Annotated in this window: 23 protein-coding genes and 2 riboswitches; all 23 genes read left to right on the top strand. The window is 37.8% G+C overall.

All coding sequences use genetic code 11. The annotated features are described in order from the left end of the window. A riboswitch (SAM riboswitch) is annotated at window positions 1–105 on the top strand. A gap of 60 nt (window positions 106–165) precedes the next feature. Then, entirely contained in the window at window positions 166–1,359 is a 1,194-nt protein-coding gene (gene metK / locus F606_RS0112085; RefSeq protein ID WP_019554155.1) for a methionine adenosyltransferase, read from the top strand. A gap of 73 nt (window positions 1,360–1,432) precedes the next feature. Next, a complete protein-coding gene (gene priA, locus F606_RS0112080; protein WP_019554154.1) occupies window positions 1,433–3,844 on the top strand; it encodes a primosomal protein N' in 2,412 nt (803 codons plus the stop codon). 83 nt (window positions 3,845–3,927) lie between these two features. Continuing rightward, a complete protein-coding gene (gene def, locus F606_RS0112075; RefSeq protein ID WP_019554153.1) occupies window positions 3,928–4,389 on the top strand; it encodes a peptide deformylase in 462 nt (153 codons plus the stop codon). Further along, complete coding sequence (gene fmt, locus F606_RS0112070) at window positions 4,386–5,324, top strand: methionyl-tRNA formyltransferase (RefSeq protein WP_019554152.1); 939 nt, start codon at window positions 4,386–4,388, stop codon at window positions 5,322–5,324. The genes def and fmt overlap by 4 nt, the downstream gene beginning before the upstream one ends. 14 nt (window positions 5,325–5,338) lie before the next feature. Further along, complete coding sequence (locus F606_RS0112065) at window positions 5,339–6,112, top strand: DUF116 domain-containing protein (RefSeq protein WP_019554151.1); 774 nt, start codon at window positions 5,339–5,341, stop codon at window positions 6,110–6,112. Next, entirely contained in the window at window positions 6,113–7,441 is a 1,329-nt protein-coding gene (gene rsmB, locus F606_RS0112060) for a 16S rRNA (cytosine(967)-C(5))-methyltransferase RsmB (protein ID WP_019554150.1), read from the top strand. It abuts the gene before it with no gap. A 13-nt stretch (window positions 7,442–7,454) separates the two neighbouring features. Further along, window positions 7,455–8,504 (top strand): dual-specificity RNA methyltransferase RlmN, encoded by a 1,050-nt coding sequence (gene rlmN / locus F606_RS0112055; protein WP_019554149.1) that lies wholly within the window; start codon window positions 7,455–7,457, stop codon window positions 8,502–8,504. Window positions 8,505–8,558: 54 nt separating this feature from the next. Next, the gene (locus F606_RS0112050) at window positions 8,559–9,305 is read left to right on the top strand and encodes an FhaA domain-containing protein (protein ID WP_019554148.1); all 747 of its coding nucleotides are present in this window, start codon (window positions 8,559–8,561) and stop codon (window positions 9,303–9,305) included. Between the two features lie 22 nt (window positions 9,306–9,327). Beyond that, on the top strand, window positions 9,328–9,747 hold the full coding sequence (locus F606_RS0112045) for an FHA domain-containing protein (protein ID WP_033368359.1): 420 nt from the start codon (window positions 9,328–9,330) through the stop codon (window positions 9,745–9,747). Between the two features lie 5 nt (window positions 9,748–9,752). Beyond that, window positions 9,753–10,469, top strand: coding sequence for a Stp1/IreP family PP2C-type Ser/Thr phosphatase (locus F606_RS0112040; protein ID WP_019554146.1), 717 nt, complete (start codon window positions 9,753–9,755; stop codon window positions 10,467–10,469). Beyond that, window positions 10,459–11,718, top strand: a complete 1,260-nt coding sequence (locus tag F606_RS0112035; protein ID WP_245542118.1) for an FtsW/RodA/SpoVE family cell cycle protein — start codon at window positions 10,459–10,461, stop codon at window positions 11,716–11,718. The genes F606_RS0112040 and F606_RS0112035 overlap by 11 nt, the downstream gene beginning before the upstream one ends. After that, entirely contained in the window at window positions 11,711–13,138 is a 1,428-nt protein-coding gene (locus tag F606_RS0112030; RefSeq protein WP_019554144.1) for a peptidoglycan D,D-transpeptidase FtsI family protein, read from the top strand. Before F606_RS0112035 ends, F606_RS0112030 begins: the two co-directional genes overlap by 8 nt. After that, window positions 13,135–14,910, top strand: coding sequence for a Stk1 family PASTA domain-containing Ser/Thr kinase (gene pknB / locus F606_RS0112025; protein WP_019554143.1), 1,776 nt, complete (start codon window positions 13,135–13,137; stop codon window positions 14,908–14,910). Before F606_RS0112030 ends, pknB begins: the two co-directional genes overlap by 4 nt. 38 nt (window positions 14,911–14,948) lie before the next feature. After that, complete coding sequence (rsgA, locus tag F606_RS0112020; protein ID WP_019554142.1) at window positions 14,949–15,827, top strand: ribosome small subunit-dependent GTPase A; 879 nt, start codon at window positions 14,949–14,951, stop codon at window positions 15,825–15,827. Between the two features lie 2 nt (window positions 15,828–15,829). Then, a complete protein-coding gene (rpe, locus tag F606_RS0112015) occupies window positions 15,830–16,477 on the top strand; it encodes a ribulose-phosphate 3-epimerase (protein ID WP_019554141.1) in 648 nt (215 codons plus the stop codon). 35 nt (window positions 16,478–16,512) lie between these two features. Further along, window positions 16,513–17,181: a 7-cyano-7-deazaguanine synthase QueC gene (gene queC / locus F606_RS0112010; protein ID WP_019554140.1), complete on the top strand. Its 669-nt coding sequence runs from the start codon at window positions 16,513–16,515 to the stop codon at window positions 17,179–17,181. A 15-nt stretch (window positions 17,182–17,196) separates the two neighbouring features. Beyond that, window positions 17,197–17,988, top strand: a complete 792-nt coding sequence (folE2, locus tag F606_RS0112005) for a GTP cyclohydrolase FolE2 (RefSeq protein WP_019554139.1) — start codon at window positions 17,197–17,199, stop codon at window positions 17,986–17,988. A gap of 14 nt (window positions 17,989–18,002) precedes the next feature. Then, window positions 18,003–18,857, top strand: a complete 855-nt coding sequence (locus F606_RS0112000) for a ChbG/HpnK family deacetylase (RefSeq protein ID WP_019554138.1) — start codon at window positions 18,003–18,005, stop codon at window positions 18,855–18,857. Continuing rightward, entirely contained in the window at window positions 18,850–19,851 is a 1,002-nt protein-coding gene (locus F606_RS0111995; RefSeq protein WP_019554137.1) for a lysylphosphatidylglycerol synthase transmembrane domain-containing protein, read from the top strand. The genes F606_RS0112000 and F606_RS0111995 overlap by 8 nt, the downstream gene beginning before the upstream one ends. Window positions 19,852–19,895: 44 nt before the next feature. Continuing rightward, window positions 19,896–21,473, top strand: coding sequence for an ArnT family glycosyltransferase (locus F606_RS0111990; RefSeq protein ID WP_019554136.1), 1,578 nt, complete (start codon window positions 19,896–19,898; stop codon window positions 21,471–21,473). Between the two features lie 61 nt (window positions 21,474–21,534). Beyond that, window positions 21,535–21,712, top strand: a riboswitch (cobalamin riboswitch). Between the two features lie 111 nt (window positions 21,713–21,823). Next, window positions 21,824–22,927: a cobalt-precorrin-5B (C(1))-methyltransferase CbiD gene (gene cbiD / locus F606_RS0111985; RefSeq protein ID WP_019554135.1), complete on the top strand. Its 1,104-nt coding sequence runs from the start codon at window positions 21,824–21,826 to the stop codon at window positions 22,925–22,927. Further along, a complete protein-coding gene (cbiE, locus tag F606_RS0111980; protein WP_019554134.1) occupies window positions 22,912–23,538 on the top strand; it encodes a precorrin-6y C5,15-methyltransferase (decarboxylating) subunit CbiE in 627 nt (208 codons plus the stop codon). Before cbiD ends, cbiE begins: the two co-directional genes overlap by 16 nt. Continuing rightward, window positions 23,535–24,122, top strand: coding sequence for a precorrin-6Y C5,15-methyltransferase (decarboxylating) subunit CbiT (gene cbiT, locus F606_RS0111975; protein ID WP_019554133.1), 588 nt, complete (start codon window positions 23,535–23,537; stop codon window positions 24,120–24,122). The genes cbiE and cbiT overlap by 4 nt, the downstream gene beginning before the upstream one ends. Window positions 24,123–24,127: the final 5 nt, after the last annotated feature.

Genomic DNA, 24,127 nt, shown 5'->3' with positions numbered 1-24,127 from the left:
AACTCATCAAGAGCAGTCGAGGGAATGGCCCGATGAAACTGCGGCAACCATTTGATTTTATCAAAACGGTGCCAAATCCTGTAGGCGAAGCCTATAAGATGAGAGTGTCAGAACTCTCTTTTATAGAGAGTTCTTTTATTTTATTCAATCACAAGGAGGTATAATATGACTAAAAAACGTGTATTATTTACATCAGAATCTGTAACAGAAGGTCATCCAGATAAAATCGCGGATCAAATTTCCGATAACATTTTAGATGGAATTTTGGCAAAAGATCCAACGGGGCGGGTTGCCTGCGAAACATTGATTACAACGGGGCAGGTTCATGTTGCCGGAGAAATTTCGACAAATTGTTATGTGGATATTCCGAAAATTGTCAGAAATACAATTCGTAATATCGGCTACACTAGAGCAAAATATGGCTTTGATGCAGATACATGCGGGGTGTTGATTTCAATTGATGAGCAGTCAGCAGATATCGCTCTCGGCGTTGATAAAGCTTTAGAAGCAAAAGAAGGCACTATGATGGATGAAATTGAAGCGATCGGTGCTGGTGACCAAGGTATGATGTTTGGTTATGCTACGAATGAAACGCCAGAATATATGCCGCTTACGATTGCGCTTGCACATAAATTGGCTCGTCGTTTATCAGAAGTTCGTAAAAATGGCGAATTGCCGTATCTGCGTCCCGATGGTAAAACACAAGTGACTGTGGCATATGAAGATGGAAAACCAGTTTCGATTGATACCATTGTTATTTCAACGCAGCATAGTCCGGATGTTACATTAGCTCAAATCGAAAAAGATATTTTTGAAAAAGTAATTAAACCGATTGTCCCTGCTGAATTACTGACGGATGAAACTAAATATTTCATCAATCCGACTGGTAACTTTGTTATCGGCGGACCACAAGGAGACTGCGGACTTACTGGACGTAAAATCATCGTTGATACATATGGCGGCATGGCACGTCATGGCGGCGGAGCTTTTTCTGGTAAAGATCCAACAAAAGTTGATCGTTCCGCAGCTTATGCCGCACGGTATGTAGCAAAGAATGTTGTAGCAGCCGGTCTTGCCGATAAATGTGAGATACAGCTTGCTTATGCGATTGGTGTAGCACGCCCGGTATCAATCATGGTTGAAACATTCGGCACGGCAAAAGTAGAAGAGTCTTTAATTGTTGAATTAATCCAGAAAAATTTTGATTTGCGACCAGCAGGTATCATTAAGACATTGGATTTACGTCGTCCTATCTATGCACAAACGGCTGCGTATGGACATTTTGGTCGTACAGATGTTGACTTACCTTGGGAACATATTGATAAAGCAGCGACGTTAAAAGAACAAGCTGGCTTATAATTTAAGAAATAATTTTCTAAATAAAAGGGACTCGTCAGAGCCCCTTTTATTTATGATTGTTTGGTGATGAATTATGATTAAAGTTGCAAATATATTTGTAAATATTCCTGTAAAAAGTATCGCAAAAGCTTATTCTTATGCCATACCAGACAAATTTTCTTTTCTACAGACTGGTTGGCGTGTTTTTGTGCCTTTTGGCAACCGTAAAGTTGAGGGTTTTATTGTAAACATCAGTGCGGCGGATGCGACGACTGACTTGTTAAAGTTAAAAGAAATTATTGATATTGTCGATGAGGAACCATGGTTTACTGACAAAATGTTGAAAATTGCTAAATGGATGGCTGATTTTTATCTTTGTTCTTTTGCGGAAGCTATGCGCCTGTTTATGCCTGGTAAAACAGGTCTTCAAATAAAACCTGTTTATTTAATTGGCGATCAAAAACCGGACGCAACGATTTTGCAGGTTAATTTCTATGTGGAAGTTTATAATTTCATTATGCTGCACCAACCGGTGAGCCTTTATGATTTGCGTAAAAATTTTCCTGAATTTGATATAGATGCTATAATTGTTCTATTTTTACAGCATAAATTCATTTTAAAAGATTATTCTGTAAAAAAGAATACCGTAAATCGTTATGAAAAAATTGTTGAACTGATCCAGAGTACTTTTTGTGAAACGGATTTTTCTCGCAAACCTGCGCAGAAAAATCTTTTGCAATTGCTTCAAAATCGAAAATCAATTCCAATTTCTGAATTAAAAGCAGAAAAAATAACAATGACAACAATTCAGGCATTAGTACAAGCAAACCTGATTCGAATAAATGAACGACGGATATATCGTGACAGTTATGAGCATACTGCCTCTCAAGGGAAAAAAAATGTCATACTCACAGGGGAACAGGAAACAGCTGTAAACGAATTGATAAAATCGATCGAACAAAAGGAAAATAAAACCTTTTTACTATATGGAATTACTGGCAGCGGCAAAACACAAGTTTATATTGAAGCTGCTAATAAAGTTCGCCAAGCCGGACAGCATGTTATTGTACTTGTGCCGGAAATTGCTTTAACAGGGCAGCTAGTCAGCTCATTTAAGTATTATTTTAAACAAGATATCATTGTTTTACACAGCCGTTTATCAATTAGTGAACGAAATGATGCCATTCGAAGGATTAAACAAAATGAAATCGGTATTGTTATTGGAGCTCGCTCCGCTTTGTTTACGCCCATTGATCATATAGGCTTGATTATACTAGATGAAGAGCAAGATGCCTCTTATAAACAAGATGAATCGCCACGCTACCATACACGTGATGTAGCACAGGCTCTGGCAAGAATACATAAAGCCATTTTAGTATTAGGCAGTGCTACGCCATCGGTTGAAACCTTTGCCCGTGCACAAAATAAAGAGTATACGATGCTGACTCTGTCGAAACGAATTGGTAATATTCCCATGCCGCAAGTAACTACCGTTGATATGCGCGCTGAATTAAAACAGGGCAATCGAAATATTATTTCACGTGCTTTGAAAAAACTAATTGAAGAGACGATTGCAAAAAAAGAACAAGTAATTATCATGCTGAATCGGCGTGGCTTTTCAACCTTTGTAATGTGCCGCTCTTGCGGGCATGTAATTGTCTGTAAAGATTGTACACTGCCGCTCGTTTATCATCAAAATGGCAAGCTGCAATGTCATCATTGCGACAGTAGTGATGTGGTTCCAGATGTTTGCCCGAAATGTGGAAGCCGCTATATTAAATATTTTGGAACAGGTACAGAAAGACTCGAACATGAATTGAGAACGCTTGTCCCCGAAGCTCGGATTATTCGAATGGATCGTGATACAACAACGAAGAAATTTGCCCATGCTGAGATTTTAACTCAATTTAAACAAGGCTTATATGATATTTTATTGGGGACGCAGATGGTAGCAAAAGGGCATGATATACCCAATGTAACAGCCGTTGGGATTATCAGTGCTGATTCAAGCCTCAACGTTCCAGATTTTCGTTCAGCAGAGCGCTGTTTTGCTTTGATTACACAAACAGCTGGTCGTGCTGGCCGAGGTGATATACCCGGTAAAGTAATCATTCAAACGTATAACCCTGAGCATTATGCGGTACATTGTGGAATGCAGCAAGATTATCTTGCTTTTTATAAAAATGAAATTGTGTTTCGTAAACAATTGTTTTATCCGCCTTATAGCAATTTAATTAAAATGACTATACAAAATGCCGATGAACAAAAAGCTTTGGCAGAGGCAACTGAATTTGTAAAGTTATTTCGCAGTTCTTTTAAAGATATAAATAGCAGCCAAATTATTGGTCCGGCACCAGCTATGATAAGCAATCTGCGTGGTTTATACCGAATCAATCTTTTAATAAAAACAAATCAACCGGCTGTTGTCAAAAAATTTATGGTGGAGCAAAAATTGCATATAAAAAATAATATCATGCTTGATATCAATCCCCTAAATACAATGTAATATGTTTCATTGGATTTTTATTTGTTTGTATGATAGAATTTTAAGGATATATAGTTGTTTTGATTTTAGGAGGAAGATAGGCTATGGCTTTATTAGAAATAAAAAAAGCAGGCGATACTGTTTTAAAAGAAATTTGTCAACCGGTGGCGAAGATTGACAATAAAATAAGAAGATTACTTGATGATATGGCAGAAACAATGTATGAGGCAAATGGTGTAGGGCTTGCAGCGCCGCAAGTCGGTACAGCGATTCGTGTTGTTGTCATTGATGTTGGCAATGGACTATTAGAGCTTATCAATCCAGTCATTGTCGAAAGAGAAGGAACAGCCATCGATACAGAAGGCTGTTTAAGTATTCCTGATATTTTCGGAGAAGTGGAACGATCCAGTAAGGTGACCGTAGAATTTACAAATCGTCGCAACAAAAAACAGCAAATTACTGGTGAAGGTTTATTGGCGCGTTGTTTTCAACATGAACTTGACCATTTGGATGGCGTTTTGTTTATTGATCGTGCGCTCAGTATTCAACGAGGTGAGTCCAAATGATAAGAAGTAAAGCGATTTTTATGGGAACACCCGCTTTTGCTGTACCCTGCCTCGAAAAACTGAATGAACACTGTGATATCATTGCTGTAATAACCCAGCCGGACCGGCCAAAAGGCCGTGGTCAAAAATTAACGGCATCGCCAGTAAAAGAGTGTGCTGTATCGATTGGATTACCAGTGCTGCAGCCAGAAAAAATAAAGACCCCGGAATTTGAAAAAATCCTGGCAGAATTAAAACCGGATTTAATTGTTGTTGTTGCTTTTGGACAAATTTTGTCGCAGAAGATCCTCGATATTCCAGTACTTGGCTGTATTAATGTTCATGCATCCCTCTTACCGCGTTATCGTGGTGCAGCTCCGATTCATTGGGCAATTGTGAATGGTGAGACTGTCAGCGGTGTGACAACGATGTTTATGGATGCGGGACTTGATACAGGCGATATGATATTAAAAACAAAAACACCTATTTCAGCTAATATGAATACGGAAGAACTTCATGATATATTAATGAATGCAGGGGCGAATTTACTGATTGAAACGGTAAAACAACTTGAAGCAGGTACTGCGAAGCGAATTCGCCAAGATGATGCTAACTCAAATTATGCACCACTTTTAAAGAAAACTACGGGAGCTATTGATTGGTCAGACTCGGCACAGCAAATCCATAATTTGGTACGGGGGCTTAATTCTTGGCCGGGGGCCTATTGCAATTTTCAGATGAAGCCTTTTAAAATTTGGCAAACAGCAGTCAGTGATCAAGATTTTTCGAATGCTGATTATGGAGTGGTTGTTGGTTTTACTAAAAATGGTTTTTGTGTGGCAACTGGCTCTGGATTTTTAGAAATTCTTGAATTACAGGCACCAAATAAAAAAAAGATGGCTGCAAAAGATTATATACGTGGACACGGTCTGCAGCTGGGCGATCAATTTGAATAAGAGGGTGTTTATCTATGGTATATACGATACAGCGGCCTCATAAGCGTTTATTTCTCGCTTTATTATGTTTGAGTCTGTTATGTATGGCACTGATTAGCTATACGATATGGAAAATTAGCTTTTTGGGCTTAATGCAGATACATCAATATCTTCCTTTGCTTTTGGGTTTCTTTTTTGCTTCGATTTTTTTGTTTTCTGGTTTAGGGATTTTGGGGATGGTGGCATCTATTATAGGGTTGCCGCCGCTTAATATTTTTCAAAAACAAACCTATAAAACAATTAATTTTTTATTTCCAGCGGCTTTGATGCTGGGTAAAATCTTTGGTATCAATCGACGTAAGATAGAACGTTCCTTTATTGAGGTTAGTAATCAGATTATTCATCAACGTCAAATTAAAGTTCCCGCTGATCGGTTGCTCGTGGTTACACCACATTGTCTGCAACTGGCGACTTGTCCACATAAAATTACGAGAGACCCTAATAATTGTCAGTGCTGTGGGGGCTGTTCGGTGGGTGACTTAGTGACATTATCAAAAAAAATTGGGTTTCATTTTTTTGTTGTAACTGGCGGAACTTTAGCCAGGCAAACCGTGAAACAAATTCGTCCATTAGCCGTCTTGGCGATTGCCTGCGAACGCGATTTAACAAGTGGGATACAAGATGTATACCCTTTACCTGCAGTCGGTGTATTAAACATTCGCCCGAATGGACCTTGTTATAATACAAAAGTAGATATTATAGAAGTAGAAAAAGAGATACGTCGTTTTTTGCTTGAAAAGGATGATTAAATGAATGCTCGTGAGATTGCATTGAAAATAATAAATGATGTTCATACAAATGATGCATATGCGAATGTATCGTTGACCCGTGAACTGCGTAAACATGAGGTATCGGATCAAGACCGCCGTTTTGTGACGGAACTGGTGTATGGATGTGTTAAAGCTGGCGATAGCTTAGATTGGATTTTGAGCCAATATATTAATCGTCCCATAAAAAAAATAGCTCCCATTATTCAAGATGTATTGCGTTTGGGAATTTATCAGATTTTTTTCATGGATAAAGTGCCTGAATCAGCAGCTTGTAATCAATCCGTTGAACTGGCAAAAAAATATGGACATATTGGAACCGTGAAATTTGTTAATGCCGTGCTGCGAAATGCAGTACGACAGCCTGAAAAAGCAGTATATCCAAATGGAAAAGGACAGGCGACCAAATATGCGGCGCTAGCCTATAATCACCCAGAATGGCTTGTTAAACGCTGGATTAAAGAATTTGGGTATGACATGGCTGTTAAGCTATGTGAATTTAATAATACGAATGCAGCCTTATCGATTCGTACGAATACCCTAAAAACAAACCGTTCTGATTTAATGAATATTTTGTCAGCAGAGCAAGTGGAGTGTTACGAATCCGAATGGACCCCGGAAGGTCTTGTCTGTCAAAGTCATCCCGCAATGGATCAGATCAAATCATTAACAGAAGGTCTGTTTCAAGTTCAGGATGAAAGTTCCATGCTGGTAGCACATGTTTTGGACCCTCAGCCAGGCGAATTCATTATTGATACGTGTAGTGCTCCTGGCGGCAAAACAACGCATATTGCTGCTTTGATGCAAAACAAAGGACGTGTGCTCGCCACTGATATTTATGAACATAAGCTGAAACGAGTCAATGAAAATGCTGAACGATTGGGTATTCAAATCATTCAAACAGAATTATTGGATGCAACGCAAATTGGTGATGCCTATGAACAACAAGCGGATCGTGTACTTGTAGATGCACCTTGTTCAGGACTTGGTGTACTACGCCGCAAACCAGATGCTCGTTGGAAAAAATCGCCGGCTTTGTTAGTTGAACTGCCAAAATTGCAGATTGAAATATTAAAGAGTGCTGCGAAAGCAGTGAAACCTGGTGGGGTTTTGGTCTATAGTACGTGTACGATTGCCAAAGAAGAAAATCAGACCGTCGTGAACTTATTTCTAGCCGACCATCCGGAATTTGAACTTGAAAAAACGGGTCAATTTTTACCATATGCCAAACAAGAAATCACAATGGTGCAGCTTCTGCCGCATATTGCTGGTACCGATGGCTTTTTTATTGCCCGAATGAAACGAAAGTAAAGGTGTTTACATTTTGAAACAAAATATTTTTGGTATGTCTTTACCCCAATTACAAGGTTGCTTGAAAGAGTTTAAGCTTCCGGCATATCGTGCTAAGCAAATCGTTGAGTGGATGTATCAAAAACATGTCTTGGATTTTCAGCAAATGACGAATTTACCGGTTGCATTGCGAACATCCTTAACTGATAATCTTGATATTTTTCGCGTAAAACTTTTGGAACAACAGGATTCTCGCGATGGAAAAACCAGTAAGTTTTTACTGGAACTTGTCGATGGAGTTGCTGTCGAATCCGTTTTAATGCGGCAATCTTATGGCAATAGTGTTTGTTTGTCTACGCAGGCTGGCTGTAATATGGGCTGTACGTTTTGCGCTTCTACGCTGCAGGGTATGGTGCGAAATTTAACACAAGGTGAGATTTTAGCACAGGCGCTTTTTATCAATGAAGTATTAAATAAAGAAGAACAATCGATCAATACCATTGTGATTATGGGGTCTGGTGAGCCACTGGCAAATTACGATAATGTTCTAAACTTTATCCGTTTATGCCATGAACCGTATACGATGAATTTAGGTTATCGTCATATTGCTGTATCAACAGCTGGTATTGTACCGATGATTCAGGAACTCGCAAAGGAAGATTTACCGATTACCTTATCGATTTCTTTGCATGCACCGAATAATGTAATACGTTCAAAATTGATGCCAATCAATGATAAATTTGACATCCACGCGGTTGTAGCAGCGGGTAAACATTATGCAAACATCACAAAACGACGTGTAACGTATGAATATATTTTGATCGCTGGTGAAAATGATCAAGCGGAACATGCTGAAGAACTAAGTCGTTTATTAAGAGGGCAGATGGCCAATGTGAATTTGATTCCGATTAATCCAGTTGTTGAACGCGGTTTAAAACGTCCTTCCTTAAATCAAATCAAAGTTTTTGAGGAAATTTTAAACAACAATCATATTGCTGTGACGGTTCGCCGTGAAATGGGCAATGACATTCAAGCAGCTTGTGGACAATTAAGAAACAAACACGCGGCGGAAAATCAGCTTTGACTTGATGAATGTTTGGGAATATAATGAGTTATGTTATTTAGAGGTGTATAGTATATGTCAATTCTAAAATGGGAATCTTTTTTAGAAACAAAAATCGAAGGCTTTTTTAATAAAAAATTTGCAAGCGATCTTCAAGTGGTAGAAATTGAGAAAGCATTACGACGTGAAATTTTGCTCAAAAAGAAAAGACTGCAGGGTGATATTTATGCACCGAATGTATATTCCATTTATACCAGTGAGGTGGATTACCAAAGGATTTGTTCACAAAAAACACAAAATCAGTTATATGAAGCAGCTGTTATTGCTGTGATTGAACAAAACTTTATGATAGATGGTAAGCTATCTATGATGCTAAAAAAAGATACTACCTTAAAAAAAGGCAGTTGCCATATACAATCTTGTTATACGAGTGAGTGTGTTAATGTAGAGTCTAAAACAAGCGAAGAACCACACACCCTTGTTTTAGAACGATCGAATTTTAAAGATTCTATGGATTTGCCGATAGAGCATAAATTTGCTGCTTTAACAGTTGAACAGGGTCCGGATATCAATTCTTATTTGGAGATAGGTGAAAAACGAATTCATATTGGACGACGTGAAGAAAATGAATTTTTACTTATGGATGTTAATTCATCAAGACTTCATGCTTACATTTCTTTTGAAAAGTATCGTCATATTCTTTACGATGCTGGCAGTTTAAATGGAACTTATGTAAATGCTCAGAAAGTCACTTGTCAACGATTATGTTTTGGGGATGAAATAAAAATTGGAAACACAGTGCTTCTGTATGAGGTGATTTAACTTGCCCGATATAGCTTTTTTTATGAATCTATTTTCAGTGATTCTGCAATATGGATTGATTTTCTTTATTTATTATTTTATATATTTACTGCTAAAACTAATCTATCATGATTTGCATCCAGCTTTAGAAAAAAAACAGTCCGAATCCACAACAGCAAACTTATTTGTTGTGGATTCAAACAGCAGCCTTGCGCAAAATAAGTTTGCGATTGATGCTGAACTTTCGATTGGCCGAGGCAAAGAAAATGATATTGTTATTGATGATACCTACATATCCCATCATCATGCAATTATTAACCGAATAAATAATTTGTATGTCATTGAAGATTTAAATAGTGTAAATCATACATATCTGAACGGTAAGCTGCTGGCGAAAAAAACGTACCTGCAATCCGGTGATATAATTAAAATTGGCTTGGTTACTTTTAAATTTGAGAGGTGACAATAATGCTTAAAATAACAGCGTCAACGAATATTGGTTTAATTCGACAAACAAATGAAGATAGTTATGTATGCATAAATCCAAAAACCTATGCGGTAGCAGACGGTATGGGGGGGCATGCAGCTGGAGAAATTGCCAGTAATTTGTTGATAAATACGATTGAAGACTTTTTTTCTGAGAAATTTCTTATAACAATTGATCAAGATGTATTAGAAAAAATAATTTTAAAAGCGAATGAGCGTATTTTAGAAAAAGCGAAAAACCATACTGAATATGCTGGGATGGGAACAACGGCCAGTTTATTACATATTGAAGCCGATACTTGTTTTTGGGCACATATAGGTGATAGTCGTATTTATTTATTACGGAACAATCAGCTGGCTCAAATTACACAAGATCATTCACTGGTCTGGGATCTTGTGCTAAATGGTACACTTACACATGAAGAAGCCTTAGTTCATCCACAACGTAATATGCTCACGAGGGCTGTTGGTATTGATGCCGATGTCAAAGTCGATAAAGGATCTTTTTCTTTAGAAAAAAAGGATAAATTTTTACTTTGTACCGATGGTCTTACAAATATGGTGAATGAGACAGAAGTGAAAAAGATTATGGAATCGGAAACGATTGACGATAAAGCCGCTGCATTAATAGATCAGGCACTTCGTGCAGGTGGTGTGGATAATATCACAGCCATTATTCTTGAAAATAATGATGATTAGCATGCGGCAAAAACTTATTGTGATTCCAAATTTAATACTTTTATTTGGAACTATTATTCTGGAGTTAAAAAAATATCCGGTGTTTGATTTTACACCGTTGCCATGGATTGGTGCTGTTATTTTTTTATCTTTTGTTATTGATAATTTACTCAGAAAATATAGGAGCTCGGCAGACTTGTATTTATTTCCGCTTGTCATGTTTTTTTTAAGTATCGGGCTTATCATGATCGATCGTTTAAAACCGAGTTTGTTTATTCCCCAATTAAGATGGGCATTATGCGGGATGGTTACATTTATGGCTGTTCTTTATTTGGCAAAACAAATTGCTCTTCTAAAAAATTATCAGTATATAATTGGTCTATGCAGTTTGCTCTTTTTGTGTTCAACATTGTTCTTCGGTACAGATATAGGCGGAAACCGCAATTGGATTTTGCTGGGACCCTTTAGTGTACAGCCCTCCGAGTTTGCCAAAATAATGATTATCATTTTTTTGGCGGCTTATTTAACAGATCATAAAAATGTTTTGGCTTTGCCAAGTAATAAGTTTTTATTGCTGCGGCTTCCGCCGCTGCGCTTTATTGCACCACTCGTTGTGATTTGGGGCATGGCTGTTTTGATGTTTGTTATTCAACATGATTTGGGCTCAGCATTGCTTTTTTTTGGAATTGCTATTTTAATGACATATATGGCAACTGGCAATAAATCCTACGTATTTCTAGCGTTGATTTTTTTTGGACTTTCTTCAACCATTAGTTATTTTTTATTTGCTCATGTCCGTGTAAGAATTGCTATTTGGCTTCATCCATGGACAGATCCAACAGGGCAGGCTTATCAGATTGTCCAGTCTTTGTTTGCTTTTGGCTCAGGCGGTATACTTGGCAGTGGATTTTCGAGTGGCTATCCTTTCTTGATTCCTGAAGTGCATACGGATTTTATTTTTTCTGCTATTGCTGAGGAATTTGGCTTAGTTGGCTCAATTTTTCTTATATTAGGTTATTTAACGTTATTTTATCGAGGTATTAATATAGCTTTGCATTGCAAAAATGAAATGAATATGCTGTTAGCATCAGGTTTGGCAGCGAGTTTAGCATTGCAGGTTTTTATTATCTTAGCAGGTGTAACAAAGCTTTTGCCATTAACGGGAATTACGCTGCCATTTATTAGTTATGGTGGCAGTTCTATGGTATCAAGTTTTATTATAATCGGCTTGTTATTTGCTTTATCAATAAAGGAGAATAACAATGCATGATCGAAAAATGAAAAAATATATCTATAATGTAACTGTGTTATTGTTTTCTTTGTTTCTTATTTTAATTGGTTATATAACGTATTTACAATCTTTTGAAAGTCCTAATTTGGCGAATAATCCATTAAATAGGCGGGCTATGGAAATGGAAAAACATATACAGCGTGGTATGATTTTAGACTGCAATGGTGAAAAAATTGCTTATAGTAAAAAAAATGAACAAGGTACTTTTTCTCGTATCTATCCGTTAAGGGATATAACGGCTTCAATAAGCGGTTATGTAGGAGAAAAAATTGGCAACGCCGGTATTGAAGGCTACGCGAATACTGATCTTGTCGGAATGAACAGCCCGCTGGCAAGATTTGGTCCTCTTAAACAATTATTTAACAAAGATAGGGGGAATAATGTAAAGCTGACCATAGATACAAACATTCAAAAAGCGGCTTATGATGCACTTGGTAATCAAAAAGGTGCTATTGTAATCTTAAATGCTAAAACAGGAGCTGTTTTAGCGATGGTTAGTAAACCATCGTTTGATCCAAATACAATCGATCAACATTGGGATCAGCTTCGCAGTGATTCAAGCAGTCCGTTGCTCAATCGTGCTTCACAAGGTTTATATCCCCCCGGTTCTATTTTAAAAACAATGATTGCCGATGCTGCCTTAAAAGAAAATGTGACGACAACAAAAGAAATGTTTTATTGTCCGGGGTTTTTAAAGATTGATGATACCTATACTTTATATGAAAGTGATAATGAAGTACATGGAAAAATTAATTTACAAGAGGCTTTAAATGAGTCTTGTAATGTGACGTTTGCTACATTAGCCTTGCGGCTTGGCGAGGCCAAATTGGCGGATACATTTGATCGATTTGGGTTCAGAAAGAAATTTGATAATGAAATTGATGAACCCAAAATACCATTGCCCGAATTCAAAAAATTAAGTGATGGTGAAATTGCCCAAGTTGGAATCGGTCAAAGTACAGTGCTGGTTACACCATTGCGGATGGCCTTACTCGCGAGTGCTTTTATAAATCATGGAACCATCATGAAACCGTATCTTATTGATGAAATATTATCACCAGATGGATTTGTCTTGAAAAAAACTGGAACTGAAAAATGGCTGGAAGCAACAACTGCACAAAGTGCAGATACAATAGAATCTTTTATGAAATCCGTTGTAAAACAAGGTACAGCTACTAGAGCAGCCGTATCAGGAATTGATGTCGCAGGAAAAACAGGGACTGCTGAAAATTCCAGCGGAGATTCACATGCCTGGTTTATTGGATCGGCAGTTTTGCCATCACAAGACATTGCTTTTGCCATTATCGTAGAAAATGGGGATTTTGGTGGTCTTGCTGCTGCCCCCATTGCGAAACGTATTATTGCAAATATTGTACATACTGAGGAGGTGACTCAATGATTAATCATATATTAGATCATCGCTATGAACTTTTAGAGCATATTGGCGGTGGTGGAATGGCTGATGTATATCGAGCCCATGATCAATTGTTGGATCGTTATGTAGCGGTCAAAATCTTACACTCACAATTTTCCAATGATGAAGAATTCATTGAGAAGTTTCGTGGAGAAGCGCAAGGTGCAGCTAAACTTTCGCATCCCAATATTGTAAATATATATGATGTTGGTAAAGAAAATAATAACCATTATATTATTATGGAGTATGTTGCTGGTCAAACATTGAAAGATTTGATTCAAAGTGCTGGTAAACTATCCGTAAGCGAATCACTGCGAATTGCCCTTGAAATAGCGGAAGCATTGGAACATGCCCATGCAAATAATTTAGTGCATTGTGATATTAAACCACACAATATTCTTGTTACACCAACTGGACGAGTTAAGGTAACTGATTTCGGGATTGCTCGTGCCGTGACATCTTCCACGATGACCTATAGTGGTACAATTGTTGGTTCTGTTCATTATTTTTCGCCTGAGCAGGCTAAGGGCGGTGCCATCAGTGCAAAATCGGATATTTATTCACTAGGCGTTGTTTTATATGAAATGTTGACGGGACAGTTACCATTTACAGGAGAAACACCAATCAGTATTGCTTTAAAGCATTTACAAGAAGAACCTGTTTCTGTGCGGAAACTCAATCCGACCATACCGCTTATTGTGGAAGCGATCGTATTGAAAGCTATGGAAAAAGACCCTAATAATCGTTTTGCTAATAGTACTGAAATGATTCGTGATATCAAACGTGCCGAATCCGGACTTTTACATGGCGATAGGCAAAATAATGCCATTTCTAATCAAGACCCTTTTGCAACTCAGATTTTGCCGCGTGTTTCCGATTCACTACCATCGCGTCGGAGCAATCTAGCACCTGCGGAAAAATTGCCGCAGAGTAATTTGCTTAAATCCAAAAAGTTTTTATGGGGTTTGATTTGTATTTTAGTTCTGGGCTTTTTTGCTGGGGCATTTCTCTCATATGGGAAGTTTTGGAGCAATGCAGAAGTTATTGTACCGGATGTTGTGGGTAAACAGATGACGGTTGCCAAGCAAATGCTCGAGACTAAGAATTTGCGGGTTAATATTGCGGAAACGTATGATGCGGATGTTCCAGCCGGGGAAGTTGTATCGCAATATCCAGCTGCTGGCACAACCGTTAAAGAACAGCGTCTGGTGACGGTTTATATCAGCAAAGGCGGTGAAGTACTCGAAATGCCTGATGTGCATGGATTAACGAAAGTGGCTGCCGAGACCAAACTGAAAAATATGGGATTAAAGCTGGGAAAAGTTGACGAAGAATATTCGAATGAGGCTGCCGGAACGGTTTTAAATCAAACACCACGATCTGGAACAAAAATAACAAAAGGATCTGCTGTAGATCTGGTTATCAGTAAAGGGCCGAAATCGCGTAAGGTGACACTGCCTAATTTTTCGGGAAGTACCTTAAATTCAATTGAAACACAACTAAAAAGTTTGAATTTGAAAACTGGTACCGTTACCGAGGTAACGAGCAGTAAACCTGCCGGAACAATTTTAGATCAGACACCGGCTGCTGGTACTGATATTGCGGAAGGCAGCAGCGTTGATTTTTCGATAGCAAAAACTGAAAAAGCAACCGATAAAAACACGAATAAAAATTCTGGCAAAGATGCCAGTAAAGATACGAATAAAGATACCGCTAAAAATAGCAAACCAGCTGATGCCCCTAAAGATACAAAATAGACCAGTAGAATGGATTATAGATCAGGAGGAATTTATGAATGCTGACTGGAGTTGTACTCAAAGCATTTAACAGCTTTTACTATATAAAACATGAACAGGGTGTAACCGTTTGTAAGTTGAGAGGGCGTTTTAAACAAGAACGTTATTCTTTAGCCGTTGGAGATCGTGTTGAATACGATCTTTTAGATGATGAAACGGGTATTATCGAAAAAATTCTGCCAAGGCAATCTGTGTTAAAGCGGCCATTGGTCGCAAATGTCGATCAAGTTATTTTAACCTTTGCTGCAGCCAGTCCTAATTTACATCCGTTGCTTTTAGATCGTTTTTTAGTGTTAGCTGAATACTCAAAGTTAAAAAATATCCTGATTTGCATTAATAAAATTGAATTAGCTGATTTGGTGTTATTAGAAAAGATCTTGCAGCCTTATTATGAAATAGGCTATAAAATCGTAAAAGTATCCGCCAGGGAAAATATTGGCATGCTGGATTTAAAAAATCATCTTAAGGATAAGATTTCTGTATTTGCTGGTCCATCCGGGGTCGGTAAATCTACCCTCTTAAATGCAATTGAACCGGGATTAAATTTAGCAACGGGTGTAATTAGCACGAAAATAAAACGTGGCAAGCACACCACACGCGTTGCGGAATTATTGCCGCTTGCACAAGGCGGTTTTGTGGTTGATACACCAGGATTTAGTTCAACGGAATTTGATTACATTCAAAAAACAGATTTAGAAGATTATTTTGTTGAATTTCGGCCCTACATGGATACTTGCAAATATAATACCTGTATCCACGATGTTGAACCAGCATGTTCGGTTAAACAGGCTGTCCTTGACAAAAAAATATCTCAAGTACGTTATGATGCTTATCTCAATATATTGCATGAAATACAAAGCAAAAAGAAAGGGTTTTAAATATGATAAAAATTGCACCTTCGATTCTTTCCGCTGATTTTTCCAAATTGGGGGAGGAAATCAATACCGTAGTTACTGCAGGAGCCGATCTTGTTCATATAGATGTTATGGATGGTCAATTTGTACCTAATATTACGTTAGGTTCGCCAGTGGTCGCAGCTTTGCGTAAAACCACAAAAGCACCATTTGATGTACATCTTATGGTCGAAAATCCAGAAAATCAAATTGATGCATTTGCTAAGGCGGGGGCTGATATCATTACATTTCACGTGGAAGCAGCAAAACATATGCATCGAATTGTTCAAAGAATTAAAGAACACAATATCAAAGCTGCTATTGCTTTGAATCCTGGCACATCACTCGCTTTCATTGAAGAAGTTTTACCAGATTTAGATATGGTTTTATTGATGACTGTAAATCCAGGCTTTGGTGGACAGAAATTCATTCCGTCCATTTTAGATAAAATTGAACGCCTGCGTGACATTATCGATACGAATGAATTTAATATTGATATCGAAGTAGATGGTGGTATCAATCTGATCACGGCAAAACAAGTTATTGAAGCTGGTGCTAATATTTTAGTTGCTGGTTCAGCAATTTACAATGCTGACGATATGAAACAAATGATTTCAGACTTAAAACAAAAATAAACATGATAGGATAATCACTAGGGGGAATAAGATCAATGAAAGCTGTTGTTTTACTTTCAGGCGGATTAGATTCAACAGTCTGTATGGCTGTTGCAAAAAATAAAGGGTTGGATGTATATCCAATTAGTTTTGATTATCACCAGAGGCATCGTATTGAATTGGAAAGTGCAAAAAAAGTTTCTGCATTTTTTGATGTCAAAAAACATTTGATTATCGATACGAATATGAATCAAATCGGGGGCAGTGCTTTAACAGATACAACGATTGATGTTCCAAGCGGTGATGTGACGCGCAAGGATATTCCAGTAACCTATGTACCAGCTAGAAACTTAATTTTTCTAAGTTATGCGCTGGGCTATGCTGAGGTACTTGATGCACCTTATATTTATATTGGTGTTAATGCAGTCGATTATTCTGGTTATCCAGATTGCCGTCCCGAATTCATTCAAAAATTTCAAGATTTATCGGATTATGCTACAAAAGCTACTGCCGCCGATCATAAAAAAATAAAAATAGAGACACCTTTACTGGATTTATCCAAAAAAGATATTGTTTTATTGGGTAATAAACTACAGGCGCCTTTACATTTGACACGCAGCTGTTATAATGAGGGGGAAAATGCGTGTGGGATTTGTGATAGCTGTAAGCTCCGTTTGAGAGGCTTTGAAGAGGCTGGAATCAAAGATCCTGTGACCTATCTCTAATTAGGAGTGAAGATTTTGAAGGATGTACAAAGCCGTTTCGATGAACGAGGCATAGCAATTCAAAAAGTTGGTATCAATGATGTTCATTTGCCTTTTTTTATAAAAACAAAAGATTCGTCATTTCAATCGGTATTGGCTAAAATAAAATTTACGGTTGATTTACCGATGGAATATAAAGGCACTCATATGAGTCGTTTCTTAGAAATTCTCAGTGAATGGAGTAAGAAACCGATTGGCAGTCAAGAGATGAATCAAATACTAGATGAAGCATTAGCAAAATTAGATGCACAGTCCGCTTATTTGAAAATTAACTTCAAATATTTTATTGATAAAATAGCTCCTGTCAGCAAACGTCAATCTGTTTTGGATTTAGATTGTTCGTTTATTGCTAATAAAATTCAAGGTGATCATATTGAGTTTACGATGGCTGTAAATGTTCCCTTTACGTCATTATGTCCCTGCAGTAAAGAAATTTCAAAGTATGGAGCGCATAACCAACGGGGGTTAATGCGTGTGAAAGTAAAATTTGGCAACGATCAGCAGTCAATATCCATTGAAGATTTAGCAGCGATTATGGAACAACAGGCTTCTTGCCCAATTTATCCATTGCTTAAAAGAGAAGATGAAAAATACGTGACAGAAACTGCCTATGAAAATCCAAAATTTGTCGAAGATATTTTGCGAGACTTAGTCATTGCATTAAGGCAGATTAAAGGTGTATCTTGGTTTTCAATTGAATGTGAAAATTATGAGTCGATCCATAATCACAGTGCCTATGCAAGTCATGTCGAATTTGTTGAACAATAAGGCTGGGAAATTTTATGAGAAATTTAATTATCAATGCAGATGATTTTGGCTTGCATACGAATATCAATCAAGCCATTGTCCAAGCGCATCAGAAAGGATGCTTAACGAGTACTTCTTTGATGCCAACAGGAAATGCATTTACGGAAGCCGTCGATTTAAGTCTGAAAAATCCATCGCTTGGTATCGGGGTGCATTTGACTTTAGTTGCAGAAAAACCCCTGCTTAATCCAGCGAAGGTTAAATCACTGGTGGATAAAGATGGTTTTTTCTTTAAAGATTATACGGTTTTCATAAAAAAATATGTCATGGGAGCTATTGATTTAGATGAAGTAGCTGCAGAATTCACAGCTCAAATTGAGCATATCCGTTCGACTGGAATTGCGATTACCCATTTAGATAGTCATCAGCATTTACATGTTTTACCTAAAATAACGAATATTTGTCTAGCGCTTGCCAAACAATATCATATAAAAAAAATGCGTATTCCTGAAGAATCTTACTTTTTTTCTGGTGGTTACCAAACGGATTATAAAAGAATCCTTGGTAAATGCGGGTTAACTTTTTTAGCTTCTTTGGCACGGCAGAAAATACGTAAAAATGATCTGAATGGTCCGGATCATTTTTTTGGCATGCTGGCAGGTGGGCATATGTCTGAAGCATATGTGCTGCGTATCCTAAAAGCACTGCCCGAAGGAACATCCGAAATCATGATGCATCCAGGTCTTAATTCTAAGCTTTTAGATCTGCAATATGGGTGGCAGTATCATTGGACTGATGAATATCAAGCACTTGTATCGCCGGTAGTCTTACAATCTATTAAAGACAATCATGTAAATTTGATTTCATTTAAGGAGTTATTACATGAGTAATGTTCGTCAACATAAATTTTACAAAAAACTACTTATCATGCTTGTCACCGTATTGCTCATATCTGGCAGCGTTATTTATTTTACAGTTGATATTCATACCTTACGTAATTTGGATTCCTTTCAACCGTGGTCCGTGATGCTTGCTATTTGTGCCGTTAGTGTGGGACTTTTATTAGATGGTACTCGTTTAATGCATCTAGTTAGAATTTCCAATGAGAATATCACCTTGTCGCAGGCAGTACAGGTTGTATTTGGAAATTATTTTTTGGCACTTTTAACTCCGGCCGGCAGCGGTGGCTCTATCGCACAGTTCATATTTTTGCGGCACGCGGGAGTTCCTAGTGGCAAAGCCACAATTTTAGTGGTTGTAAGATTACTGGTTTCCATTTTATTTTTGTTTCTTAGTATGCCTGTGATCTTTTGGTATGATCCAAATATTTTGCCATGGATATCAGATAGTGGATTGATCGTCTTGTCAATTTGCATTATAAGCGGTATTGTTTTTATCGTTTGGGCAATCAAAACAAATTTCTTGGATTTTATTGTTTTAAAAACAGCAAAAAGGATCAACCGGTGTCGTCGGAAAAAACTATTTGCTTTTTATCATGATATAAAGGCAGCTGTTTTATTGTTGTTATCGGCACCACTGAGTATGTGTAGGATTTTTTTAGAATCTGGACTTAGTCTTCTGGCAATTTATAGCGTAGTTCCTTTTTTGCTTATGGGACTTGGCGTAGAAGCTAATTGGTATATTATAATGGGCCGCATGGTTTTTCTTAATCTTCTCTTATATTTTTCTCCTACTCCGGGAGGATCTGGTATTGCAGAAGGTGGTTTTATATTGCTCTTTGGCGATCTTGTTCCCTCGGGAACGGTTGGTATCGTTGCTGTTTCCTGGCGGATCATTGCGGAATATATTCCTTTTGTGATCGGGTTCTATTATATGATTAAAGTTTTCGGTCGTGATTTTCTGAGCAGTAAACTTACACGATAGGAAAGCGAAGTATTTAAACATTTTACGTGTTTTGGGAGGAAAAAATGACTAAAAATGGATATTGTGACTTTTTTATTTTGCTTGTAATTTCCAGTATCATTATTTTTTTTAATTTGGGGGGCATTCCTTTATTAGATCCAGATGAACCTGTTTATGCAGAAACTGCGAAAGAAATGTTTTTGAATCATGACTTTATTTCACCTCGTATTTATGGTGAATTTTGGTATGATAAACCACCAATGTATTATTGGCTGGTGGCTGCGGCTTCACATATATTTGGCAGTGGTGAATTTGCCGCACGCTTGCCGTCCGCCTTGCTGTCAATTGTATGTTTAAGTTCCGTTTATCTTTTTGTTCGAAAATTATTCAATAATCGTACCGCTATGCTGAGTGCGCTTATTTTAGCTACAAGTATCGAATATTTTTATTTGAGTAAAGCGGCTGTAACGGATATTACATTGACACTTTGTATGACTGTATCGCTGCTTAGTTTTATGACAAGGCGATATTATATCTTTTACCTTTTCATGGGACTCGCTATTTTAACAAAAGGTCCTATTGGCTTTATGCCAGCGGTCATTGCCGCGATCTATCTTGTTATTACCCGTAATTTATCGGTTTTACGTAACATGAAAGTGTTTTCTGGTTTATTACTAATTTTTCTTGTTTGTTTACCGTGGTATGGTATGATGTACCACTTGCATGGAAATGATTTTATCGACACATTTTTCGGTTTCCATAATCTTACGCGCTTTGCCTCGCCGGAACATCCAACCCAAACTTGGTGGTGGTATTATATTCCTGTACTGCTTATTGGATTTTTCCCTTGGAGTGCTTTGCTTGTACAATCGGTATATCATTCTATAGTGAATGGGCATAAACAGTCTCAAGAAATTATTTTTTTGAATATATGGGCTGGTTTTGTGTTTCTGTTTTTTTCGGTTGCTCAAACAAAACTAGTTTCTTATATTTTACCAATGTATCCGGCCATTGCTATATTAGTTGCCTGGCATATTGATCAGATTTGGGATGGGTATTATTATGCAAAACGCCAATATATTTGGGGTAGTATTATTTTTATCTTAACAGCTGGTGCCATATATGGTGCATTCCAGGGGTTGGAAACCTTACCAGAATTGTCGATGGGAGTGTTTCTACTTAGTTTTGTGCTTGGTTTTATGGGGATCTTTACGGCATATTTCTTATGGAATCATCAAATTAAAAATGCTTTTTGCATTCATATTTTAGGTATGATTGGTATTTCAGCTGTCATTTTTGGTTATGTTTTTCCGGCGGTTGCACCGAAATTTTCATCCGCAGAAACCGTGAAAGAATTTATGCCGGTTTATGACTCTTACAGTCCCATATATATATCAAAATTTTTGAGACCTGGTTTTGCTTTTTATGGCAATGTATATGGAAATGAATTATATTTTTCACCGACATCTATTCCAGATTTCAATATGATTTTGCAAAAAGATCCTCAGGCATATTTTGTGCTTCGTGATATTGATTATAAAAAAATCCCAGAATCCATAAAAACTCAATTTATTCTGTTAAAAACAATAAACAATCAAATCATTTTGAAAAGTAAAGAAGAAACAACGATAAACCCTGAATAAAAAGCAGGATTTATGTCCTTTACAGGGAATAAATAAGTATTGGGTTCGTAATTTAAAAATATTGAATAATAATGGAACAGGTGTATTTTTACTTAATAGGGAAATCCAGTGTGATACTGGTGCGGTCCCGCCACTGTATTAAGGAGTGCTTTGATAAATGCCACTGAGGAACTTTCCTTGGGAAGGATTTAAAGCATAATGATTTTAGCCAGGAGACCTGCCTGTTCAGCAACACCGTTATGAAGAATACAGTAATGTATTCTATATGACCTACGGACGATGGGCAGGTGGTAATAATACTAATTAAATATAGTTTGTTACCCTCTGCCTTTTGACAGGGGGTTTTTATTTTGGAAAAAAGAATGAAAAATGGTTTTACTACAGGAGCTTGTGCAGCCGCTGGTACAAAAGCGGCCTTGCTGGCCTTGCAGGGTGAAACTGTATCAAACGTTACCATTATGGCATTGAGTGGTGAAACAATCCATGTTCCGATTGCCACTGTTGAATTTACGGTTGGCGGCGCGAAAGCAGAAGTCATCAAAGATGCTGGTGATGATCCGGATATCACGCATGGGGCTTCTGTTTTTACACAAGTTCAGATAAACCGAGAATCCTCAACGATACGGTTTTTTGCCGGATTGGGTATTGGCACCGTGACCAAACCAGGTTTATCAATACCAGTAGGGGAACCATCGATTAATCTTGGGCCACGGGAAATGATTCAAATGGTGGTCCGTGAGATTTTAGGGGAGCAGACAGGCTGTGATATTACAATTTCTATACCAGATGGTATAGAGCTGGCAAAGCGAACATTGAATCCCGTTCTAGGTATTGAAGGTGGTTTATCCATTATTGGAACAACCGGTATTGTTCGGCCAATGTCAGAAGATGGCTTCAAAAACTCTTTATCACCTCAGATCAGTGTCGCGAAAGCATTAGGTTATGACAGTCTTGTGTTTGTTCCAGGAAAAATAGGCGAAAAGATCGCTCTGGAAAATTGTCATCTGCCCGCTGAAGCACTGATTCAAACCAGTAATTTTATTGGTCATATGCTGGAAGTGGCTGCACAACAAAAAATAAAACACGTTTTACTATTTGGTCATTTAGGTAAATTAATCAAAGTTGCCGCTGGTATTTTTTACACCCATAATCGCATTGCCGATGCCAGACTGGAAACACTTGCTGCCTATGCCGGTGCTTTAGGACTGCCGGCGGTTGGTATTGCCGAAGTTTTGGCCAGTACGACCACCGAAGCTGCGATTTCGATCATTGAAAATTACAATGTAAAAGGGCTCTACGATATTTTAGCACAGCGAGCTAGTTTGAGAGCCCAACGGTATCTTTTTAATGAGGTGGCGGTTGGTACGGTTCTGATTACATTAAATGGTGAACTTCTTGGTATGGATGCTATGGCTAAGGAGATTGGAAAGGATTTAGGATGGACTATAAAATAATTATTGTTGGTATCGGTCCTGGTGCACCTGAATATATTGTGCCGATAGCCAAACAACACATTGATAACGCTAAGGTTCTAGTTGGCAGTAAACGTGCTTTAGAAACATTAGCTGCTCCTGACATTACCAGCAAAATTATTACAGGGGATATTCCCTCCGTAATTTCTTTTATACAGGCCCAGCTTTATAAACAGGATGTGGTGGTAATGGTATCCGGTGATCCTGGTTATTATTCACTGTTGGCAGCACTCAGACGATCTTTCCCCTTAAAAAAGCTGCAAGTGATCCCGGGAATCAGTTCCATGCAGCTAGCTTTTGCCCGGTTGGCTCTGCCATGGCAAGCCGCTCGGCTTTTAAGTTTACATGGGAGGAAGCCCGATGAACACTCGCTGTACTTTACGGAAGGTGCTATTTTAGGCATTTTAACTGATACAATCTATACCTCAAAAACGATTGCTGAACTTTTATTACGACATAATTGGCCGCGGACAACAAAAGCCTATTTATGTGCCAGATTATCCTATGAAAATGAAGAAATCATTGAAACAACATTAGAAAACGCAGTGCAAACAAAAGAATTTTCACACTGCATTATGGTGGTGACAGCATGACACATATGATTGGTATAGCGGATGATGAATTTATTCGCGGGAATATTCCCATGACAAAACAAGAAATACGAATATTAACCTTAACGAAAGCTAAGATTAAAAGAACCGATACGATTTTGGACATTGGTGCCGGTACGGGGTCACTTTCGATAGAAGCGGCTTTATTGGCAGAGCAAGGTAAAGTTTTTGCGGTTGAACAAAAGGCCGAAGGAATCGAACTCATTCATAAAAACGCGACTAAATTTGCGGTAGAAAATCTCACCGCAATTGAAGGAGCTGCACCACAAGCATTGAGTGAAATTCCCCCTTGTGATGTCATCTTTATTGGTGGAAGCGGCAAGTATTTAGTTGAAATTTTAAATCGTTGTGACAGCCTTTTGAAACCAGACGGACGGTTGATTTTAAATTGTATTACAATCCAAACACTTTATGAAAGCATCGCATATATGAAGCAACGCAGTTCCTATACCTATGATGCAATTCAAGTTCAGGTAACAAGACTGAACAAAGTCGGCCCATATGATATGGCGCAGGCCTTGAATCCGATACATATTATTACATGTCAAAAAAACAGCAAATTTTAGGAGGA

The sequence above is a fragment of the Propionispira raffinosivorans DSM 20765 genome (genome assembly GCF_000381065.1).
GTDB classification, from domain to species: Bacteria; Bacillota; Negativicutes; order Selenomonadales; family Selenomonadaceae; genus Propionispira; species Propionispira raffinosivorans.
The sequence above is the reverse complement of the archived record's forward strand: the minus strand, read 5'-3'. Positions and strand labels throughout refer to the sequence as shown.